Annotated in this window: 19 protein-coding genes and 3 tRNA genes; 8 read left to right on the forward strand and 14 right to left on the reverse strand. The window is 71.0% G+C overall.

Annotation, left to right across the window (positions count from 1 at the left end; translation table 11 throughout):
• Positions 1–33 precede the first annotated feature (33 nt).
• Positions 34–267 carry an Lrp/AsnC ligand binding domain-containing protein gene (locus tag DQ384_RS06710; RefSeq protein ID WP_114028029.1) on the forward strand — a complete coding sequence of 78 codons (234 nt, stop codon included), beginning with the start codon at positions 34–36 and terminating at the stop codon, positions 265–267.
• Positions 268–283: 16 nt separating this feature from the next.
• The gene (locus tag DQ384_RS06715) at positions 284–742 is read left to right on the forward strand and encodes a DUF3515 family protein (RefSeq protein ID WP_114027808.1); all 459 of its coding nucleotides are present in this window, start codon (positions 284–286) and stop codon (positions 740–742) included.
• Positions 743–745: 3 nt separating this feature from the next.
• Here DQ384_RS06715 and DQ384_RS06720 read toward each other — a convergent pair whose 3' ends face one another.
• The 4 genes from DQ384_RS06720 to DQ384_RS06735 are packed head-to-tail and all read right to left on the reverse strand — an operon-like array spanning position 746 to position 4928.
• Entirely contained in the window at positions 746–1861 is a 1116-nt protein-coding gene (locus DQ384_RS06720) for a D-alanine--D-alanine ligase family protein (RefSeq protein WP_114027809.1), read from the reverse strand.
• A gap of 40 nt (positions 1862–1901) precedes the next feature.
• Positions 1902–3137 (reverse strand): trans-sulfuration enzyme family protein, encoded by a 1236-nt coding sequence (locus DQ384_RS06725; RefSeq protein ID WP_114027810.1) that lies wholly within the window; start codon positions 3135–3137, stop codon positions 1902–1904.
• Between the two features lie 14 nt (positions 3138–3151).
• Complete coding sequence (locus tag DQ384_RS06730) at positions 3152–4159, reverse strand: NAD(P)H-dependent glycerol-3-phosphate dehydrogenase (RefSeq protein WP_114027811.1); 1008 nt, start codon at positions 4157–4159, stop codon at positions 3152–3154.
• Positions 4160–4208: 49 nt separating this feature from the next.
• Positions 4209–4928: a lysophospholipid acyltransferase family protein gene (locus DQ384_RS06735; RefSeq protein ID WP_245966281.1), complete on the reverse strand. Its 720-nt coding sequence runs from the start codon at positions 4926–4928 to the stop codon at positions 4209–4211.
• Positions 4929–5006: 78 nt separating this feature from the next.
• Between DQ384_RS06735 and cofC the strand changes: the two genes are divergently transcribed.
• The gene (gene cofC, locus DQ384_RS06740; protein ID WP_114027813.1) at positions 5007–5705 is read left to right on the forward strand and encodes a 2-phospho-L-lactate guanylyltransferase; all 699 of its coding nucleotides are present in this window, start codon (positions 5007–5009) and stop codon (positions 5703–5705) included.
• Positions 5706–5744: 39 nt separating this feature from the next.
• Here the strand turns inward: cofC and DQ384_RS06745 are convergent, their stop codons facing one another.
• Positions 5745–7454 (reverse strand): MFS transporter, encoded by a 1710-nt coding sequence (locus DQ384_RS06745; RefSeq protein WP_114027814.1) that lies wholly within the window; start codon positions 7452–7454, stop codon positions 5745–5747.
• A gap of 236 nt (positions 7455–7690) precedes the next feature.
• Here DQ384_RS06745 and DQ384_RS06750 point away from each other — a divergent pair, with 236 nt between their 5' ends.
• Positions 7691–8440, forward strand: coding sequence for a TetR/AcrR family transcriptional regulator (locus DQ384_RS06750; protein WP_114027815.1), 750 nt, complete (start codon positions 7691–7693; stop codon positions 8438–8440).
• A 68-nt stretch (positions 8441–8508) separates the two neighbouring features.
• Complete coding sequence (locus DQ384_RS06755; RefSeq protein WP_114027816.1) at positions 8509–8712, forward strand: hypothetical protein; 204 nt, start codon at positions 8509–8511, stop codon at positions 8710–8712.
• 175 nt (positions 8713–8887) lie between these two features.
• Here the strand turns inward: DQ384_RS06755 and DQ384_RS06760 are convergent, their stop codons facing one another.
• The 4 genes from DQ384_RS06760 to leuC form a co-directional block, all read right to left on the reverse strand.
• The gene (locus DQ384_RS06760; protein ID WP_114027817.1) at positions 8888–9187 is read right to left on the reverse strand and encodes an HU family DNA-binding protein; all 300 of its coding nucleotides are present in this window, start codon (positions 9185–9187) and stop codon (positions 8888–8890) included.
• 166 nt (positions 9188–9353) lie between these two features.
• Positions 9354–9659 carry an SCO5555 family protein gene (locus tag DQ384_RS06765; RefSeq protein ID WP_245966282.1) on the reverse strand — a complete coding sequence of 102 codons (306 nt, stop codon included), beginning with the start codon at positions 9657–9659 and terminating at the stop codon, positions 9354–9356.
• A complete protein-coding gene (gene leuD, locus DQ384_RS06770) occupies positions 9638–10225 on the reverse strand; it encodes a 3-isopropylmalate dehydratase small subunit (RefSeq protein ID WP_114027819.1) in 588 nt (195 codons plus the stop codon). Before leuD ends, DQ384_RS06765 begins: the two co-directional genes overlap by 22 nt.
• 13 nt (positions 10226–10238) lie before the next feature.
• Entirely contained in the window at positions 10239–11615 is a 1377-nt protein-coding gene (gene leuC, locus DQ384_RS06775) for a 3-isopropylmalate dehydratase large subunit (protein WP_114027820.1), read from the reverse strand.
• Positions 11616–11754: 139 nt separating this feature from the next.
• Between leuC and DQ384_RS06780 the strand changes: the two genes are divergently transcribed.
• Both DQ384_RS06780 and DQ384_RS06785 read left to right on the forward strand, forming a co-directional pair.
• On the forward strand, positions 11755–12471 hold the full coding sequence (locus DQ384_RS06780; RefSeq protein WP_114027821.1) for an IclR family transcriptional regulator: 717 nt from the start codon (positions 11755–11757) through the stop codon (positions 12469–12471).
• A 219-nt stretch (positions 12472–12690) separates the two neighbouring features.
• Positions 12691–14340: a hypothetical protein gene (locus tag DQ384_RS06785; protein WP_245966283.1), complete on the forward strand. Its 1650-nt coding sequence runs from the start codon at positions 12691–12693 to the stop codon at positions 14338–14340.
• Between the two features lie 186 nt (positions 14341–14526).
• Here the strand turns inward: DQ384_RS06785 and DQ384_RS06790 are convergent.
• The 3 genes from DQ384_RS06790 to DQ384_RS06800 all read right to left on the reverse strand — a co-directional run bounded on the left by DQ384_RS06790 (position 14527) and on the right by DQ384_RS06800 (position 14992).
• A tRNA-Glu gene (locus DQ384_RS06790) sits at positions 14527–14599 on the reverse strand.
• A gap of 36 nt (positions 14600–14635) precedes the next feature.
• Positions 14636–14711, reverse strand: a tRNA-Glu gene (locus DQ384_RS06795).
• Between the two features lie 209 nt (positions 14712–14920).
• Positions 14921–14992 (reverse strand) — tRNA-Gln (locus DQ384_RS06800).
• A 249-nt stretch (positions 14993–15241) separates the two neighbouring features.
• Between DQ384_RS06800 and DQ384_RS06805 the strand changes: the two genes are divergently transcribed.
• Complete coding sequence (locus DQ384_RS06805; RefSeq protein ID WP_114027823.1) at positions 15242–17236, forward strand: M3 family metallopeptidase; 1995 nt, start codon at positions 15242–15244, stop codon at positions 17234–17236.
• Between the two features lie 77 nt (positions 17237–17313).
• Here the strand turns inward: DQ384_RS06805 and gltX are convergent, their stop codons facing one another.
• Both gltX and DQ384_RS06815 read right to left on the reverse strand, forming a co-directional pair.
• Entirely contained in the window at positions 17314–18729 is a 1416-nt protein-coding gene (gltX, locus tag DQ384_RS06810) for a glutamate--tRNA ligase (protein WP_281274019.1), read from the reverse strand.
• 1 nt (position 18730) lies between these two features.
• Complete coding sequence (locus DQ384_RS06815; RefSeq protein ID WP_114027824.1) at positions 18731–19507, reverse strand: fumarylacetoacetate hydrolase family protein; 777 nt, start codon at positions 19505–19507, stop codon at positions 18731–18733.
• Positions 19508–19527: the final 20 nt, after the last annotated feature.

The following is a 19527-nucleotide window of genomic DNA, read 5'->3' on the forward strand; positions in this document are numbered from 1 at the left end:
AGCAGCGAGCTTCGCCCCCGCCGGGAGGACGTGATGGTGCACGCTTACATCCTTATCCAGACAGAAGTTGGCAAGGCCGCCGAGGTCGCGGGGGCGATCAAGGTGATCCAAGGTGTGACCCAGGCGGAGGACGTCACCGGCCCGTACGATGTGATCGTCCGCGCCGAGGCCAACAACGTGGACGAGCTCGGCAAGCTCGTGGTCGCCCAGATTCAGGCCGTCGAGGGAATCACGCGTACTCTTACCTGTCCGATCGTCCACATCTGAGCGACTTCATCCGGGGGTGACCGTGGTACGGGCCGTCGCGGCCCTGGCTCTGCTGTCGGCGGGGCTGCTGGCCGGATGCGGCGGAGCCGTCCGGGTCGACCCTCCGGCTCCCCAGGGGGAGACGGCGGTGGCCTGCGCCGCCATGGTGAAGAGCCTCCCCTCCACTCTCGACGGCGCGGAGCGCGTCCCGTCCGAGCCTGCCTCGCCGTACGTCGCGGTGTGGGGCTCGGGGGAGATCGCGCTCCGCTGCGGCGTTCCCCGGCCCGCCGCGATGGACCCGATGCAGCAGGTTCCCGAGATCAACGGCGTGCCGTGGTTCGCCGACCCGGTCAGGCCGTCGCTGTTCACGGCGATCTCCCCCCGCGGCTACGTCGAGGTGACGATCTCCCGCGCGCACCAGGCCGCGGCGGTGCTGCTCGACCTGGCCTCCCCGGTCAAGACGGCGTTCCCGCCCGCCGGCGCCTCGCCCGCCTGAGCGTCACCGCAGGCCGGCGGGCCGGTCGAGCGCCAGCCGGATCAGCCGGTCGACCAGCTCGGGGTACGACACGCCGGAGGCCGCCCACAGCTGCGGCGCCACCGACATCGCCGTGAACCCGGGCATCGTGTTGATCTCGTTCACGATCAGCCGGCCGTCCGGGGTGTAGAAGAAGTCGACCCGGGACAGCCCCTCGCAGCCGAGCGCCTCGAAGGCCCGTACGGCCATCTGCCGCAGCTCCTCGCTCGCCGCCGCGGGGATGTCGGCGGGCACCGCGAGCGACATGTCCGACCCGATGTACTTGGCCGAGAAATCGAAGAACTCGTGGTTCTCGTTCACCAGGACCTCGCCGGGCAGGCTCGCGGCGGGCGGCTCGTCGCCCGGCGACTCCAGCACGGCGCACTCGATCTCACGTCCCTCGATCGCGGCCTCCACCAGCACCTTCGGGTCGTGCTCGCGGGCGTGCTCGATGGCCCGCTCCAGCTCCACGGCGTCCTCGGCCCGCGAGATGCCCTGGCTGGACCCGGCGCGGGACGGCTTGACGAACACCGGCCACCCGAGGTCCTCCACGTCCTTGAGGACGCGGTCGCGGTCGAGCCGCCAGTCACGGTCGCGCACCACGACGTACGGCCCGACGGGGAGCCCGGCGGCGGCCAGGAGCGTCTTCATGTACGCCTTGTCCATGCCGACCGCGCTGGCCAGCACGCCCGAGCCGACGTAGCGCACGCCGGCCATCTCCAGAAGGCCCTGGATGGTGCCGTCCTCGCCGTACGCGCCGTGCAGCATCGGGAAGACGACGTCGACCTCGCCGAGCGAGCCGGGGATGCGCCCCGCGTCGAGCGTCACGAGCTGCCCGGTGCCCGACGGCAGCGCGAGCGCCGTGCCGCTGTCGTCGACCGAGGGCAGTTCGCCGCCCTCGATCGCGAACCTCTGGTCGTCCGAGGCCAGCACCCACCGGCCGTCCGGGGCGATGCCGATGGGCACGACGTCGTACTTGGACCGGTCTATGGCGTCGAGGACACTGCCGGCGCCCATGAGGGAGACCGCGTGCTCGGAGTTGCGACCGCCGAAGACGACCGCCACGCGCACGCGCGGCCGAGATTCATGCTGGTGGTTCATGATTCCCGAATCTACCTTGCGCCCTTGTCGTCACCGCTTGTCAGGTACGGGTGGCGGCGTTCGAGCGCAGCGCGTCAAGGGCGTCGGTGACGTCCGCGATCAGGTCCTCGGCGTCCTCCAGGCCGATGGAGAAGCGCACGGCGCCCGCGTCCACCCCGGAGGCGGTGAGCCCCGCCTCGTCGAGCCGGCCGCGTGTGGTGGAGGCGACGTGGGCCACCTTGGTCTGCGTGCCGCCGATGGAGGTCGCGATGCGCGCGAGCCGAAGGGTGTCCGCCAGCATGACGCCCGCCTCGTAGCCGCCGTGCGGGGTGACGGTCACCGACGCCCCGAACCGGGTGCCCTCGGGGCCCGCGTCGAAGAGCTGGCGGGCGAGCTGATGGCCGGGGTGGGAGGGCAGACCGGGGTAGTCGACGCGGCGGACGGCCGGGTGCTTGGCCACGGCGGCGGCGAAGACCATCGCGGTCGCGCACATGCGGCGCACGCGCAGCGGCAGCGTCTCCAGGCTGCGGCGCAGCAGGAACGCGTCGTCCGGGGACAGGGTGGACCCGGTGTCGATGCGGACCTCGCGCACCTTGCCGATCAGGTCGGGACGGCCCACCACGGCCCCGCCCGTGCAGTCGTCGTGGCCGCCGAGGTATTTGGTCGCGGAGTGGAGCACCAGGTCGGCGCCGTGCTCCAGGGGGCGGCAGACCACGGGCGTGGCCAGCGTCGAGTCGACCACCAGCAGCGCGCCCGCGTCCCGGGCGATGCGGTAGAGGCCCCGGATGTCGGCGACGGCCATCGTGGGGTTGGTCAGCGTCTCCGCGTAAATGATCTTGGTGGTGGGCTTCACGGCGGCGTGCACGCGGCGCAGGTCGGAGTAGTCGACGAAGTCCGCCGACACGCCGAAGCGCGACAGCACATTGGTCAGCAGCGAGTACGTGCCGCCGTACACCGGCGCGGGCGCGACGACGTGCGACCCGGAGCGTAAGAAGGCCAGCAGGACGGCGTTGACGGCCGCCATGCCCGAGGCGAACGCCTGGCCTGAGACGTCCTCGGGGGCCGCCGCGCCCTCCAGCGAGGCCACGCCCGAGGCGAACGCGGCGACCGTGGGGTTGTCGATCCTGCTGTAGGCGAAGCCGGGCGCCCGCTCGCCCAGCACGTCGGCGTACTCGGCGGAGTTCTCGAAGCTCCAGGACGCGCTGCGCCACACGGGCAGCCCGATCGGAAGCTGGCGGGGGGCGGGCGCGGGGGGTAAGTGGATCGCGCGGGTGTTCTCTCCGAGTCTCCTGCGCATGCGTCGAGAAGGTTTCACACGCCGTACCGTTCCGGCTTGGGAGTCCGCGACAGGAGCAGCATCGCGGCCTCGCGGGGGGTCATTCCGTCGTGGACGACGCCGACCACCACCTCCGTGATGGGCATCTCGACGTCGTGCTTCCTGGCCAGGTCGAGAACCGACTCGCAGGACTTGACCCCCTCCGCCGTCTGCCTGGTGGCGGCGATGGTCTCGGCGAGGGTCATGCCCCTGCCCAGATTCTCACCGAAGGTACGGTTTCTCGACAACGGGGACGTGCAACTCGCGACGAGGTCGCCCATGCCGGCGAGCCCGGCGAAGGTGTGCGGGTCGGCCCCGAGCGCCGCGCCCAGCCGGGAGATCTCGGCGAGGCCGCGCGTCATCAGCGTGGCCCGGACGTTGTCGCCGAGCCCCATGCCCGCCGCCACGCCCACGGCGAGCGCGATCACGTTCTTCACCGCGCCGCCGAGCTCCACCCCGACGACGTCGGCGTTGGTGTAGGCGCGGAACCACGGCAGGTGGCAGGCCTCCTGCAGCCGCGCGGTGACCTTCTCGTCCACGCTGGCCACGACGGTGGCGGCCGGCTCGCGGCGGATCAGCTCGCCGACCAGGTTCGGCCCCGACACGACCGCGACCCGCTCCTCGGGGACGCCCGCGACCTCGCAGATCACCTCGCTCATGCGCTTGGAGGTGCGCAGCTCGATGCCCTTCATCAGGCTCACGAGCACGGCGTGGTCCGGGAGGTGCGGGCGCCAGGCCGCGAGGTTGCCGCGCAGGGTCTGGGAGGGGACGGCGAGGACGACGAAGTCGGCGCCCTCCATCGCCTCGGCGGGGTCGGTGGTGGCGCGCAGCGACGGGGGCAGGGCGACGCCGGGCAGGTACTCGGGGTTCTCGTGCCTGCGTGCGATGGCCTCCACCACCTCGGCGCGCCGTCCCCAGAGCGTCGTGGAGGTGCCGGCCTCCGCCAAGATCATCGCGAAGGTGGTCCCCCACGAACCGGTTCCGAAAACGACGGCCTTGGTCATCTACTCACCGTACGCCCAGCTCGCGGCGCACCGGCGTCGGCGGACGGCATCACCCGGCGCGGCTCTCGGACTCATCGAAGGGGGTGTCCGGCGCCTTCTCGCCGCGCAACTCGGCGAGAAGGCCGACGACCTCGGCCATGATGTCGGCCGTCGCGTCCTTCAGCACCTGGCCGCGCATCGGCAGGCCCTGGTACTTCGACAGGTCGACCGGCGGACCGGCGAGCACGCGGAAGGTCTTGCGGGGGAACAGCCGCGGCTTCTTCCCGCCGTACGGCAGCAGCTCCTGCGCGCCCCAGTGCGCGACGGGGATCACCGGCGCGCCGGTGGCGAGCGCCAGGCGTGCCACGCCGGTCTTGAACGCCATCGGCCAGTAGTCGGGATCGCGGGTGATCGTCCCCTCGGGGTAGAAGATCACGCACGAGCCCTCCCTGAGGGCCTCCTCGGCGTGCTTCAGCGAGCGCGCCGCGTCGGTGCTGCCGCGGAACACCGGGATCTGCCTGCACGCGCGCACGATCTTGCCGATCACCGGGATGTCGAACACCCCGGACTTGGCCAGGTAGACCGGCCAGCGGCCGTTGTTGTACGTGAAGTGGGCGAGCAGCAGCGGGTCCGTCCACGACAGGTGGTTCGCCGCGATGATGACGCCGCCCGTGCGCGGCACGTTGGCGCGGCCGCGCCAGTCCCGCTTCGTGAAGAGCAGCAACACCGACTTGACGATCACCGTGACGAGGGCTTCCCAGAAGATGGGCGGGCGTCCGGGGCGGCTCAATTGACTCCTCCAGTCATGCCTGTGCGCCATCAGTCTCCCGGTTGGCTCCACGAGATGTCGAGGCGGAATGCTAAGGCTATGCGTACGGCAGACGGTCGGCACAGTCACGACAGCGGACATGGCGCGGAACCTCACTGGACCATCGTGGTCCCGGTGAAGACGCTGATCGCCGCCAAGACACGCCTGGCGGCGCACGCGGGGCCCCACCGCGCGGCGCTCGCCGTGGCCATCGCCTGCGACACGGTGTCGGCCGCGCTGGCCTGCCCGGACGTCGCCCGCGTCATCGTCGTCACCGGCGACCCGGTGCCCGCCGAGGCCCTGGCCGCGATCGGCGCGCACGTCGTCGCCGATCCGGAGGCCGGGCTGAACGCGGCGCTGCGGGCCGGCGGCGCCGAGGCCGTGCGGCTGGCGCCCGGCGGACCGGTCGGCGCGCTCCAGGCGGACCTGCCGGCGCTGCGTCCCGCGGAGCTGAGCGTGGCGCTCGCCTGCGCCGCCGACTTCGACCAGGCGTTCGTCCCCGACGCCGCCGAGATCGGCACGACCTTCTACGGGGTGCGGCCCGGCGTGCCGTTCCGGCCGCGGTTCGGCGGCGAGTCGCGGGCCAGGCACCTCGGGGGCGGCGCCAAGGAGCTGACGCCGGGCGGCATTCCCTCGGTGCGCCGCGACGTCGACACGCCGTCCGACCTGGAGGACGCGCTCGCCCTCGGCGTCGGCCGGTACACCGCCGAGGTGGTGACGACGATGAGGGGGTCCTCCGGATGGAGAACCCCCTCGTGATCCCATGACGGCCCCGTGGCCGACCGGCCCTCGCCACGGTCAGTGGCCGGCGGCCTCACCCTCGCGGGCGTGCTTGGGCAGCAGGAAGGCGGCGAGGAACGTCAGCGCCAGCATGCCGTCCACGACCCAGAGGATCGTCTTCATCGCGTCGCTGAAGCCGGTCTTACCCGCCTCGGCCCCGGCGGAGGCGAGCGCCTTCTGGACGGCCGCGCCCGCCTGCGGCGAGGTGACCGCGGCCCGGGTGTCGGCCTCCAGCCGGACGCAGGAGGCGGGCGCCACGGCCGGGTCCTTGGCGACCGCGCGGTCGTGGCCGCAGGCGCGCAGGCCCTCGACGACCCGGTCCTGCGCCGGGCCGGTGACCTGGACGGCCGCCAGCTCCGCGCGCAGCCTGGGCGTGACGTCGTCGGCGGCCGCGGCCACGCTCGTGCCGAGCATGCCGAAGAACAGCGTGCCGAGCAGCGCCACGCCGAAGGCGCTGCCGAGCTGCTGGACGGCGGTCAGGCTGCCCGAGGCCGAGCCGTTCTCGTGAGGCTCGACGCCGGCGAGCACGATGTCGAAGAAGGGCGCCATGAGCAGGCCCATGCCGGCACCGGTCACGAGCAGCGCGGGGCTGAGCTGCCAGGGGTTCACGCCGATGCCGGCGACGTTCAGCGTGAGGATCACGGCCAGCACGCCGAGCGCCATGAGCAGCGTGCCGCCGTGCAGGAGCTTGCGCCCGAACTTCTGCAGGGGCTGGGCCAGGAGGAAGCCGACGACCATGCCGATCGACCACGGCACCATCGACATGCCGGCCTTCAGCGGCGAGTAGCCGAGCCCGATCTGCACGTAGAGGTTGAAGACCAGCGAGAAGCCGACCATGCCGGAGAAGAAGACCAGGCCGGTGACCAGGCCCCCGGTGAACGCCCGCTTGCGGAACAGGCTGGGCACGACCAGCGGGTCACCGCCCCTGGCGTTCTTGCGGCCCTCGAACCAGCCGAAGCCCACGAAGACCAGCACCGCGGCGGCGATCATCAGGAATGACCACAGCGGCCAGTCGTGCTCGCGGCCCTGGACCAGCGGGAAGATGATCAGGAAGCCGGCCAGCGAGGCGAGAACGACACCGGGGACGTCGAGCTTCAGCGGGTGCGGGGAGCGCGACTCGGGCAGGAACCGCATCCCGGCGAGGACGGCGGCGAGGCCGAGGGGGATGTTGATCAGGAAGATCATGCGCCAGCCGGTGCCGAAGAAGTCCGCGTCCACCAGCCATCCGGCCAGGATGGGACCGGCGACGGTGGACAGGCCCATGATCGGCCCGAACAGGCCGAACGCCTTCTGCATCTCCTTCGGCGGGAACATCTCCTTGATCATGCCGAGTCCCTGCGGCAGCATCACCGCGCCGAAAAGGCCCTGCACCACGCGGGCGGCGATCAGTATCTCGGGCCCCTGCGCGACGGCGCACAGCAGCGAGCCGGCGGTGAAGCCCACGGCGCCGATGACGAACATCTTCTTACGCCCGAAGATGTCGCCCAACCGGCCGCCCGTGATGAGGCCCACGGCCATCGACAGGGTGTAGGCGGCGCCGAGCCACTGGATGACGGCGGCGCTTCCGCCCAGCTCCGCGCGGATCGCGGGCGAGGCGATGTTGGTGACCATCGCGTCCAGCAGGTCCATGATCTCGGCGGCCAGGATCACGAAGAGCGCGGCCCAGCGCCATCGATAGGGCGTCACCTCGGACGGCGACTCTTTCAGGGGGGTTTCGATCGATGTCATTCGGGTTCCTCCGCCCGCCCACCCCGGGGCAGAACAGTGTTCAGTAAATACGAGCGCTGTTCTATCATTGAACAGCGTTCGCCGCACAGTGCGGTGTTCTTAAGATATATCGCAAGGCTTGGCAAGACAAGATATATCGCGAAACAGAGTGGTGTTCTGCTCGGACGAGCGGTGTTCTCCGTGCGCACTACACTGGCCGGAAGCCACGCGAGGACGCCTGAAGGCGGGGTGTACGCATGACCGGACCGGAGCGCGACGACGCCGTGCCCGCGCCCCCATGGGAGCGGTCACGCAGGCGTCCGGCGCAGGTCCGCGTCCCCCTGACGCGCAAGCGCGTCGTCGACGCCGCCTTCGCCGTGCTCGACCGCGAGGGGTACGACCGGCTGAGCATGCGCCAGGTCGCCGGCGAACTCGGCGTCGCCGTCTCGGCGCTCTACGCGCACGTGGCCGGCAAGGACGACCTGTTCCGGCTCATGTACATGCGCCTGTTCGACCACTGGGAGCCGCCCGAGCCGGATCCGGAGCGGTGGCAGGAGCAGGTCAAGGACTTCGCCCGGCGCGGCCGCGGCCTCCTGCTGGAACATCGCGACATGGCGCGCATCTCCATGGCGCAGATCCCCTTCACCCCCGAGCTGCTGCCGAAGATCGAGCGCATGCTGAGCCTGTTCCGCGGCGCCGGGCTCCCCGACCACGTCGCGGCGGCCGCGGGCGACATGATCTCCACCTTCATCGAAGGGTTCGCCTACGCCGAGTCCATGTGGGAGGAGCGCCTCCGCGGCACCGAGGCGGCCTCCTGGGAGCAGATGCGCGAGACGATCACGGGGTACTTCGACGCGCTGCCGCCCGAGCGGTTCCCCCACCTGCTGGCCCTGTCGGGGCTGATGTTCGAGGAGACGAACGACGAGCGCTTCGACGTCGGCCTCGACATCATCGTCCGCGGCCTGGCCTCCTACATCGAGCCCACGGACATCAAGCCGGACTCCTGAGCGGACGACGCGTTCCCCCGGTCACGACCCCCGCGCCGGTCCAAGCGCGCCGCTGTAGACTGGCGCGCGTGCAGGCGACGGTGCGGAGCTTCGACCAGGAGACCCGGTCGGGGTCGGTCTTCCTCGACGACGGCACCGAGCTGCCGTTCGACGCCCCCGCCTTCGACGCCGGCCCCCTGCGCCTGCTGCGCTCGGGCCAGCGCGTGAACATCCGCGTCGAGGACGCCGTCATCACCGCGATCACCCTGTCCACGTTCCCGCTGCCGGGTTAGCGCGCCCGCCCCGGCGGACGCACAGGCCCGCAGACGCACCGGCCCGCAGACGCAGGCCCGGGAGAAACCGGCCGCTCGCACGCGGCCGGGACACCCGCCGCCGGACACGCCCGGACATACGGACGCCCGGGGCCTTGCCGGGCCCCGGGCGTCCGTGATCGTCCTCAGACGGTCGTCACTTCTTCTTGGCGGCCTTCTTGCCGGCCGCGTTGACCTGTTCCTTGAAGTCGGCGCCGGCCCTGAACTTGGGGCCCCAGCTCTCGGAAACCTTGATGGGCTCGCCGGTCGAAGGGTTCCTTGCCTGGCGGGCGGGCTTGTGAGCCATCTCGAACGCACCGAAACCGGTGATCGAGACCTTCTCCCCGTTCGCGACAGCGTGCTGGATCGCCTCGATTATCGCGTTCACGGCCTCGGTGGCCGTCTTCCTGTCGCCGACCCGATCAGCGATCGCGTCCACGAGTTCTCGCTTGTTCATCTCGGTTGTTCCCCCTGATTACCGCTGTCTGAGGATGAGCGCCGGGGCCGACGGCCCGCGGCCGATCTCACCCGGTGTGGCCAAGCGCGGGGTTCCGGCACGCGCCCACCAGTCAGCGGTCAGAAACCCCTTACCCGCTTGAAATTAAGGTACACAGGGCCAGGACTCAATCACATCCGGCGATGTTTCGACTACCGGGCGTGTCGGATCCGGCTTCCAGAGCGGCCAGGAAGTCGTCCAGGCGGGCGCCCGCGTGATCGAGGTCACGCTTGGCGAGATCGCATATCGCCACGAAACGGCGCGCGACGCGCTGTTTCTCGTCAGGGGGAAGCCGTGCGGCGGCGACGCGACGGTAGGCGTCGCGCAGCCGCCGCGCCAAACTGTCCTCGCGGCTCTCGGCCTGCGAGGCTCTCGCGGGCGGCCCGGAGGTCCCGGGCGGCGCGGCATCTGTCAAACGGTCGTCGGCAGCCATGGCTGCCGTCCATTCTCGTACTCCGTTATGTCATCCGCGTGCGTCAGGGTCAGGCCGATGTCGTCGAGTCCTTCGAGCAGGCGCCAGCGCGTGTAGTCGTCGATCTCGAACCCGGCGGTCTCGCCGCCCCAGCGGACCTGGCGTTCGACCAGGTCGACGGTCACTTCGGTGGACGGGTCGGCCTCGACGGCGCTCTGCAGCGCCTCGACCTTCTCGGCGGGCAGGACGACCGGCAGCAGCCCCATCTTCGTGGAGTTGTTGCGGAAGATGTCGCCGAAGCGCGCCGCGATGACGGCGCGGAAGCCGTACTGCTGGAGCGCCCAGACGGCGTGCTCGCGTGAGGAGCCGGTGCCGAAGTCGGGCCCGGAGACGAGGATCGAGGCGCCCGCGTAGGCGGGGTCGTTGAGGACGAACTCCGGGTCCTCGCGCCAGGCGGCGAACAGGCCCCTCTCGAAGCCGGTGCGGCTGACCTGCTTGAGCCAGACGGCCGGGATGATCTGGTCGGTGTCCACGTTGCTGCGGCGCAGCGGCACGGCCCGGCCGGTGTGGGTGGTGAAGGCTTCCATCTGTCCAGGCTCCTTACAGGTCGGCGGGCGCGGTGAGACGGCCGGTCACGGCGGTGGCGGCGGCGACCGCCGGGGACACGAGGTGCGTGCGCCCGCCCTTGCCCTGGCGGCCCTCGAAGTTGCGGTTGGAGGTGGAGGCGCTGCGCTCGCCCGGCGCGAGGGTGTCGGGGTTCATGCCGAGGCACATCGAGCAGCCGGCCTGGCGCCACTCCGCGCCCGCGGCCTGGAACACCTCGTGCAGCCCCTCTGCCTCGGCCTCGGCCTTGACCTGCATGGACCCGGGGACGATCAGCGTGCGCGTGGTGACCTTACGGCCGCGCAGGATGTCGGCGGCGGCGCGCAGGTCCTCCAGCCGGCCGTTGGTGCAGGAGCCGACGAAGACGGTGTCGACCTCGATCTCGCTCAGCGGCGTGCCGGGCCGCAGGGCCATGTAGTCGAGGGCGCGGCGGGCGGCGGCCGTGTCGGAGGTCTCCTCCGGCGCGGGGATCGCGGTGTTCAGCGGCGCGCCCTGCCCCGGGTTGGTGCCCCAGGTGACGAACGGCGACAGCGCCGAGGCGTCGATCTCGACGACCGTGTCGAAGACGGCGTCGTCGTCGGTGCGCAGGGACTTCCAGTACTCGACGGCGGCGTCCCACGCCTCGCCGGTCGGCGCGTGCGGCCGGCCCCTGAGGTAGGCGAAGGTGGTCTCGTCCGGGGCGATCATGCCCGCCCGGGCGCCCGCCTCGATGGACATGTTGCACACCGTCATGCGGCCCTCCATGGAGAGCTTGCGGACGGCCTCGCCGCGGTACTCGATGATGTGGCCCTGGCCGCCGCCGGTGCCGATCTTGGCGATGATGGCGAGGATCAGGTCCTTGGCGGTGACGCCGAACGGCAGCTCGCCCGAGACCTCGATGGCCATCGTCTTCGGCCGGTAGGCGGGCAGCGTCTGGGTGGCGAGCACGTGCTCGACCTCGGAGGTGCCGATGCCGAACGCGATGCCGCCGAACGCTCCATGGGTGGAGGTGTGCGAGTCGCCGCAGACGATGGTCATGCCCGGCTGGGTCAGGCCGAACTGCGGGCCGATGATGTGCACCACACCCTGCCCCGCGTCGCCCATGGGGTGCAGGCGGACGCCGAACTCGGCGGCGTTCTTGCGCAGGGTCTCGACCTGGGCCTTGGACACGGGGTCGGCGATGGGGCCGAGGACGGTCGGCACGTTGTGGTCCTCGGTGGCGATGGTCAGCTCGGGACGGCGCACCTTGCGCCCCGCCATGCGCAGGCCGTCGAACGCCTGCGGGCTCGTCACCTCGTGGATGAGGTGGAGGTCGATGTAGAGCAGGTCCGGCTCGCCGTCGGCACGCCGGACGACGTGCCGCTCCCATACCTTTTCGGCCAGTGTGCGACCCATGTCGTGAACGCCTCCTTGCGTTTCAGGCCCCCGGCACGTCTCAGAAAATAAGACGGAAATTTCGGGATATGGACAGCCTATCTATCGTTCGCGTAGATCCCCAGTTGCATCTCGTATGGCGAGACGGCAGTATCGGGGTATGGACAACTCTAGCGGAGTCGGCGTACTCGACAAGGCCGTGCTCGTGCTCAACGCCCTTGAAGCCGGTCCCGCGTCCCTGGCACAGCTCGTCCAGGCCACCGGGCTGGCACGCCCCACCGCCCACCGTCTCGCGGTCGCCCTGGAGCACCACCGCATCGTCTCCCGTGACACGCAGGGCCGCTTCATCCTCGGCCCCCGCCTCTCCGAGCTCTCCGCCGCCGCCGGCGAGGACCGCCTGCTCGCCGTCGCCTCCCCCGTCCTCACCCAGCTTCGCGACCAGACCGGCGAGAGCGCGCAGCTCTACCGCAGGCAGGGCGACGAGCGGGTGTGCGTGGCGGCCGCCGAGCGCGCGAGCGGCCTGCGCGACACCGTCCCCGTGGGCACGGCCCTGCCGATGACCGCCGGGTCCGCGGCCCAGGTGCTCCTGGCCTGGGAGGAGCCCGACCGTCTGCACCGCGGCCTGCGCGGCGCCAAGTTCACCGCCGCCACCCTGGCCAGCGTGCGCCGGCGCAGCTGGGCGCACAGCGTCGGCGAGCGGGAGCAGGGCGTGGCCAGCGTCTCGGCGCCGATCCGCGGGGCGGGCGGCAAGGTGATCGCCGCCGTCTCCGTCTCCGGCCCGATCGAGCGTCTCACCCGCACTCCCGGCCGCATCCACGCCGCTCCCGTGGTGGCCGCCGCCGAGCGCATCACCGACGCGATGCGCCGGGCCAACTGACCGGCTGTTCGCGCAGGGCAGAGGGGCCGTACGGGCCGGTGGGCGCCCCGCTCACCGATTGGGTTCGGAAGCAGTGCCAACTGATTAGAGACGGCAGCCGCCAAGCACTAGCCTGGCGGAGTGACAGATCGCATCGAGGCAGCTGCGTCAGAGCTGCGTCCCCTCCTTCAAGAGTTCATTCTCTGGGCACCCCAACACGCACCGGACAGTGATCCCGACATGGTGGGACCGGCCGCTCTCTGGCACCGCCTGACCGTGCGCGACGACGTCCACCTGTGGAAGCGCGGCGATCTTCGCCCGGTCCTCGTGGAGCGCATGCCGCAGGTCGTCGAGGATCCGGACGCGGCGGCCGACGGCATGATCCCGGCCGTGCGCGCCTACCTCACCTTCCTGTCGGAGACCGGCAGGCTGGCCAAGGGCTCGGACGACCTCGACGAGCTGCTCGACGGGCTCGACGCGATCGAGGACGACTTCGTCGAGGCGATGGAGGAGGTCATCGGCGAACGCGAGTGGGACGAAGAGGACGACGAGGACGAAGACCTCGACGAGGAGGAGGTCGAAGGTCTCGGCGACTTCGAGCCCTTCGCCGACGAGCTCGCCGAACTCCCGACCATCCGCCTGCGCCCCGACGCGGAGCTGGCCGACGCGGCCCGCGCCGTGCCGCTCATCTCCACGGCCCGCGATCTGGCCGTCTGGGTGGGCACCGCGCGCACGGTCGGCGAGGAGACGCTGCTGAGCGACGACGAGATCCGCGAGGCCCTGGCCGTCGTGGGCCTGCCCGTGCCCGCCGAGCGCCCGCTGGCCCAGGCCGTCCCCGCCCTGTGGAACCTGTGGAACCTCGCGGTCGACCTGGAGTTCCTCACCCCCGACGGCGAGGACACCGTCAGCGTCGACGAGGACACTCCGGCGTGGCCGTTCGAGAACGACGAGGACGTCCTGGACGCCTGGATGCTCGGGCTCCACTCCGTCGACTACGGCGACCCCGAGCTGGACGACGACGATCTGACCCTCGCGCTGTCCGGGCTCACCCGGGCGCTGCTGGTCCGCCTGCTGCTGGCCGGCGGCGAGCGCCCGCTCGGCGAGCTGGCCGAGGAGCTCTCCGAGGCCGCCGCCGAGTTCGACGACCTCGGCGCCACCGCCTGGGCCGAGGCGGGCGACCCGCTCGCCTCCGTGGTCGAGTGGCTCACCGGCTACGGCATGATCACCGTGGACGGCGAGCGCCTGCGCCTGACGCCGCTCGGCACCGAGGGCGTGGTCCACCTGCTGGACGACGACGACATCGAGGTGGACGCGCGCCCCGCGATCGACGCGATGACCGCCCTCGACCTGCTGTCGCTCAGCGCCGACCTGCCCGAGGAGGAGGCCGACGCCGAGTTCGCCGCCTGGATGAAGCTGCGCGACCCCGCCACGGCCGCCGGGGAGCTCCTCGGCGCCGCCGCCGAGGACGAGGCCGACGCGCTGATCCGCGTGCAGGCGGCCAGCCTCGTCGGCTCGCTCGGCCCCGTCGCCGTTCCCGCCTGGCAGGAGGCGCTCAAGGAGGCCTCGCTACGCCCGTACGCCGCGACACACCTCGCCCAGCTGGGCGTCGTCGGCGCGCCCGAGCCGAGCCAGAGCGACACTCACTGGCTGATCCTCGACATGTGGACGATCTCGGCGGGCCTCGGCACGCCGGAGTTCGTGAGCAGCCTGCACGACATCGGGCCGGCGCCCGTGCTGAGCAACCTGCTGGAGGTCATCTGGAAGGTGCCGCACCCGCACGTCGAGGAGCTGCTGGAGGCGATCGGCGAGGCCCATCCCGACCGGCAGGTCGCCAAGGCGGCCAAGCGGGCGCTGTTCAAGGCCCGCTCGCGCGCCGGTCAGGGCGCGTAGCCGCCGGGGAGGCCGTTCACGCGGCCTGGGCACGTGTCCCAGGCCGCGGCCGACGCCCGGGGATCGCGCCCGACGCCCGGGGACGCACAGGTACACGCGGTGCGCAATGCGCCGGCGTCACGCTCTTAGCAGCCCCGTGAATGCGAAAACCCCCGGAAGACGCGCTTCCGAGGGTTCCCGACCTTGTAGCCCCGACCGGATTCGAACCGGCGCTACCGCCTTGAGAGGGCGGCGTCCTAGGCCACTAGACGACGGAGCCTGGCCTACACGGTCTCGATCTTTCGACACCGCGGCGTGGTAGTCCCGACCGGATTCGAACCGGCGTTACCGCCTTGAGAGGGCGGCGTCCTAGGCCACTAGACGACGGGACCTCGCGCGCTGCGTGTCTGGATCCAGGTGACCGGATCCAAGATTCCGAACCGAGGAGGCGCCCTTCCGGACGCCTCGCAACGGGCGTAACTCTACCGCACCCGTGAGAGCACGGCCAAACCGATGGTCATGGCCGGGCGATCGAATCGCCCGATCCCGCAAACGAAAACGCCTATGTCTCCGAGAGACATAGGCGCCGTGCGGATGACCGCTGGGGTACCAGGACTCGAACCTAGACTAGCTGAACCAGAATCAGCCGGGCTGCCAATTACCCCATACCCCATTGCTCGCGGGCCCTGATTGCCGTGGGCCTCGCTCGCGACTCCGAAAGAATAGCCCAGCTTGGGGGCCAAGACCAAAACGATTGCCGAACCGCCGGATTCCTCCTGGTGAGCCCGCCGATCGGCCTCCCCCGCGGCCCTCGCGCCGCGCGCGGCGCTCACGTCCCCGGGGCACCGAACTCGCGGTACCGAGCATGCCCAGGCTGTGTAACCCTTCAGGGAAGACATTTGCCACGTGAGGAGCAGGCGCGTTGACCGATAACCCGTTCTTCGTCCAGAGTGCCCTGCCGTACCGGCTGCCCCCCTACGCGGAGATCCGCGAGGAGCACTACGCGCCCGCGTTCGAGCGCGGTATGGCCGAGCAGCTCACCGAGGTCGAGGCCATCGCGGGCAGCGCCGACCCTCCGACGTTCGAGAACACGATCGAGGCGCTCGAACGGTCCGGGGAGCTCCTCACCCGCGTCACCACGGTGTTCTTCAACCGGGCCTCCGCGGACACCACCCCGGGGATCCAGGAGATCCAGAAGGAGATCACCCCGCGGCTGACCCAGCACGCCGACGCGATCCACCTGAACCAGCGGCTCTTCGCCAGGATCCGCGCGGTCCCCGCCGACGGCCTGGACCCGGAGCGCGCGTGGCTGCTCGAACGCTACGTCACCGACTTCGTCCGGTCGGGCGCCGAGCTGGGGCCGGAGGACCAGAAGCGGCTGAGAAGCCTGAACGAGGAGCTCTCGACCCTCTCGACGACGTTCGAGCAGAACCTGCTCGCCGACACGAACGCCTCCGCCATCGAGGTGGACGACGCCGCCCGGCTCGACGGCCTCTCCGAGGACGCGGTCAAGTCGGCGGCCGAGGCCGCCAAGGCCCGGGGCCTCGACGGCAAGTACGTCATCACGCTCGGGCTCCCCACCGCCCAGCCCGTCCTGGCCGAGCTGACCGACCGCGCGCTGCGCGAGCAGATCCACAAGGCGTCCGTCGAGCGGGGCGTCCGGGACAACGCCCCGCTGGTGATCCGCCTGGCCGAGCTGCGGGCCGAGCGGGCCGCCCTGCTCGGCTACGGCAACCACGCCGAGTACGTCGTGGCCGACCAGACGGCGCCGAGCACGCGGGCCGTCACCGAGATGCTCGGCAAGATGGTCCCCGCCGCCGTGGCGAACGCCCACAGGGAGGCCGAGCAGCTCCGCGAGCTGGCCGGCTTCGACCTGGAGCCTTGGGACTGGTCGTTCTACGCCGAGAAGGTGCGGGAGGCTCGCTACGCGGTCGACAGCCGCCTCATGCGCCCGTACTTCGAGCTGGACCGTGTCCTTCGCGACGGCGTCTTCTACGCGGCTCACAAGCTGTACGGCCTCGACTTCGTCGAGCGGCCCGACCTGGTCGGCTACCACCCGGACGTGCGGGTCTTCGAGGTCTTCGACGAGGACGGCTCCGCGCTCGGCCTCTTCCTCGGCGACTACTACGCCCGTTCCTCCAAGCGGGGCGGCGCGTGGATGAACAGCCTGGTCAGGCAGTCGGTGCTGGAGGGCACCCGGCCGGTCGTGGTCAACAACCTCAACATCGCCAAGCCCCCGGAGGGCGAGCCCACGCTGATGACGTGGGACCAGGTCAACACGATGTTCCACGAGTTCGGCCACGCCCTGCACGGGCTGTTCTCCGACGTCGGCTTCCCGTACTTCTCCGGCACGGCGGTGCCGCGCGACTTCGTCGAGTACCCCTCGCAGGTCAACGAGATGTGGGCGGTGTGGCCGGAGGTGCTGGCGAACTACGCGCGCCACCACGAGACCGGCGAGCCCATGCCGCAGGACCTGGTCGACCGGATGCTGGAGTCGCAGAAGTTCGACCAGGGCCACGGGACCGTCGAGTACCTCGCGGCGGCGCTGCTGGACTGGGCGTGGCACACGCTGGAGGAGACGCCCGCCGACACGCTGGAGTTCGAGCGGCAGGCCCTGCGCAACGCGCACATCGACCTGCCGCTGGTGCCGCCGCGCTACCGCAGCACGTATTTCGCCCACATCTGGTCGGGCGGGTACAGCGCCGGCTACTACTCCTACATCTGGAGCGAGGTCCTGGACGCCGACACCGTCGAGTGGTTCAAGGAGAACGGCGGGCTGACCAGGGAGAACGGCGACACCTTCCGCCGCGAGCTGCTGTCCAAGGGCGGCAGCGTGGACCCGATGACGGGCTTTCGCGCCTTCCGGGGCCGTGACCCGCGCATCGAGCCGCTGCTGGAGCGCCGCGGCCTGCTCTGACCCGGCCGCTGAGACGGCGGACGGCGGCCCGGAGCCTCGCTCCGCGCCGCCGTCCCGGCCCGCGGGCCCCTGGAACGTCAGACGGTCGTCGTGCTCGGCGTGGCGCCGCTGCGCAGCAGGTGGAGGGCGGCGCGCAGCCGGTCGAGCGACTTCTCCCTGCCCAGCACCTCGATCGACTCGAACAGCGGGAGCCCCACCGTGCGCCCGGTGATCGCCACCCGCACCGGAGCCTGCGCCTTGCCGAGCTTGAGCCCCTGCTCGGCGCCGACCTCCTCCAGGGCGGTCTTCAGCGACTCGGGGTCGAACGAGACCGTCTCCAGCCGCGCCAGGTAACCGGCCAGGATCTCCTCGGCGCCCGGCTTCATGGCCTTGGCCCAGCTCGCCGGGTCGAACACCGGCTCGTCCAGGAACAGGAAGTCGACGTTGGCGGTGATCTCCGACAGCACCGCGATGCGGGTCTGCGCCAGCGGGGCGACCCTGGCGAACGTCTCCCGCCCCCAGCTCGGGTCCAGCCACGGCTCGCACCGCCCGATGAACACCTCCAGCGGCAGGGCCCGGATGTACTCGCCGTTGAACGCGCGCAGCTTCTTCTCGTCGAAGAAGGCCGGGGACGGGTTCACGTCCGAGAGATCGAAGAGGGGCACCATCTCGGACCAGGGCATGATCTCGCGGTCGTCCCCCGGGCCCCAGCCGAGCAGCATGAGGTAGTTGACCATCGCCTCGGCGAGGTAGCCCTCCTCGCGGTAGGACTCCAGCGCGACCTTGTCGCGGCGCTTGGAGAGCTTCTGCCGCTTCTCGTTGACGATGACCGGGACGTGCGCCCAGACCGGCGGCGCGACGCCCAGCGCGTCCCAGAGCAACTGCTGCTTGGGGGTGTTGGACAGGTGCTCCTCGGCGCGCACGACGTGCGTGATCCGCATCTCGATGTCGTCCACCACGTTGGCCAGGACGAACAGCGGCGAGCCGTCGCTGCGGGCGATGACGAAGTCCTCCATGGCCTGGTTGGGGAACTCCACCCGGCCCCGGACCAGATCGTCCACCACCGTCACGCCGGAGTCCGGGGTGCGGAAGCGCACCGCGCCCTCGGCGAGCCCCCGGTCGCGGCAGAAGCCGTCGTACCCCTGGTGCTCGGAGCCCGTGCGCGCCTTCACGTCCTCGCGCGTGCAGGCGCAGTGGTACGCCCGGCCGTCCGCGACCAGCTTGGCCACGGCGGCGCGGTGCTGCTCCTCGTACGCGGACTGGAAGTACGGCCCCTCGAAGTGCGGCGAGTCGCCGTTGATGCCGATCCAGGCCAGGGCCGAGATGATGCCCTCGGTCCACTCCGGCCGGTTGCGGGCGGCGTCGGTGTCCTCGATGCGCAGGACGAACCGGCCGCCCGACCGCTCGGCGAGCGCCCAGTTGAACAGCGCGGAACGAGCACCGCCGACATGGAACATGCCGGTCGGGGAGGGCGCGAATCGCACCCGCGGCGTGGGCTCGGCGGAGCCCTGCAGATCAGTCACGCGGAACCACCCGGTTGGTGAGAGTGCCGATGCCTTCGATGCCCACGCTGACCTCGTCGCCGTCCTCCAGCGGGCCGACCCCCTCCGGCGTGCCGGTGAGGATGACGTCGCCGGGGATCAGCGTCATGACGTCGGTGATGTAGGCGATCAGCTTCGGGATGTCGTGGAGGAGCTGGGACGTGCGGGCGCTCTGCTTGAGATCGCCGTTCACGGTCGTGGTGATCGCCAGGTCGGCGGGGTCGAGCTCGGTCTGGATCCACGGGCCGATGGGGCAGAACGTGTCGAAGCCCTTGGCGCGCGTCCACTGCCCGTCCTTGCGCTGGAGGTCGCGGGCGGTGACGTCGTTCGCGCAGGTGTACCCGAAGATCACCTCGTGGGCCCGCTCTACCGGCACCTCGCGGCAGAGGCGGCCGATGACCACGGCCAGCTCGCCCTCGAAGTCGACGCGCTCGGAGAGCTTGTGCGGGTAGACGATCGCCTCACCGTGGCCGATCACCGAGGTGGACGGCTTGCCGAAGATCAGCGGCTCGGCCGGCGGCTCACCGCCCATCTCGCGGGCGTGCGCGGCGTAGTTCCTGCCGACCGCGATCACCTTGCTGGGGAGCATCGGCGCGACGAGGCGCACCTCCTGGAGCGGATAGCGCTCGCCGGTGAACTGGATCGCGCCGAACGGGTGCCCGTCGATCCTGGAGATGAACTCCTCACCCTGCGCGCCTTCGACCACCCCGAACGCGACGCCTTCACCTGTGGAAAACCTTGCGATACGCACCCCACAAGGCTAGTGCCGCC

The sequence above is a fragment of the Sphaerisporangium album genome, assembly GCF_003323745.1.
GTDB lineage: Bacteria > Actinomycetota > Actinomycetes > Streptosporangiales > Streptosporangiaceae > Sphaerisporangium > Sphaerisporangium album.

Coding starts and splice junctions, on each gene's coding strand:
- DQ384_RS06765 (WP_245966282.1), bottom strand. CDS start 9,659: ATGGCTGCCGACGACCGTTTGACAGATGCCGCGCCGCCCGGGACCTCC.
- DQ384_RS06785 (WP_245966283.1), top strand. CDS start 12,691: ATGGTGGGACCGGCCGCTCTCTGGCACCGCCTGACCGTGCGCGACGAC.
- DQ384_RS06725 (WP_114027810.1), bottom strand. CDS start 3,137: ATGCGCAGGAGACTCGGAGAGAACACCCGCGCGATCCACTTACCCCCC.
- DQ384_RS06745 (WP_114027814.1), bottom strand. CDS start 7,454: ATGACATCGATCGAAACCCCCCTGAAAGAGTCGCCGTCCGAGGTGACG.
- DQ384_RS06710 (WP_114028029.1), top strand. CDS start 34: ATGGTGCACGCTTACATCCTTATCCAGACAGAAGTTGGCAAGGCCGCC.
- leuD (WP_114027819.1), bottom strand. CDS start 10,225: ATGGAAGCCTTCACCACCCACACCGGCCGGGCCGTGCCGCTGCGCCGC.
- cofC (WP_114027813.1), top strand. CDS start 5,007: ATGCGTACGGCAGACGGTCGGCACAGTCACGACAGCGGACATGGCGCG.
- leuC (WP_114027820.1), bottom strand. CDS start 11,615: ATGGGTCGCACACTGGCCGAAAAGGTATGGGAGCGGCACGTCGTCCGG.
- DQ384_RS06720 (WP_114027809.1), bottom strand. CDS start 1,861: ATGAACCACCAGCATGAATCTCGGCCGCGCGTGCGCGTGGCGGTCGTC.
- DQ384_RS06750 (WP_114027815.1), top strand. CDS start 7,691: ATGACCGGACCGGAGCGCGACGACGCCGTGCCCGCGCCCCCATGGGAG.
- DQ384_RS06780 (WP_114027821.1), top strand. CDS start 11,755: ATGGACAACTCTAGCGGAGTCGGCGTACTCGACAAGGCCGTGCTCGTG.
- DQ384_RS06730 (WP_114027811.1), bottom strand. CDS start 4,159: ATGACCAAGGCCGTCGTTTTCGGAACCGGTTCGTGGGGGACCACCTTC.
- DQ384_RS06760 (WP_114027817.1), bottom strand. CDS start 9,187: ATGAACAAGCGAGAACTCGTGGACGCGATCGCTGATCGGGTCGGCGAC.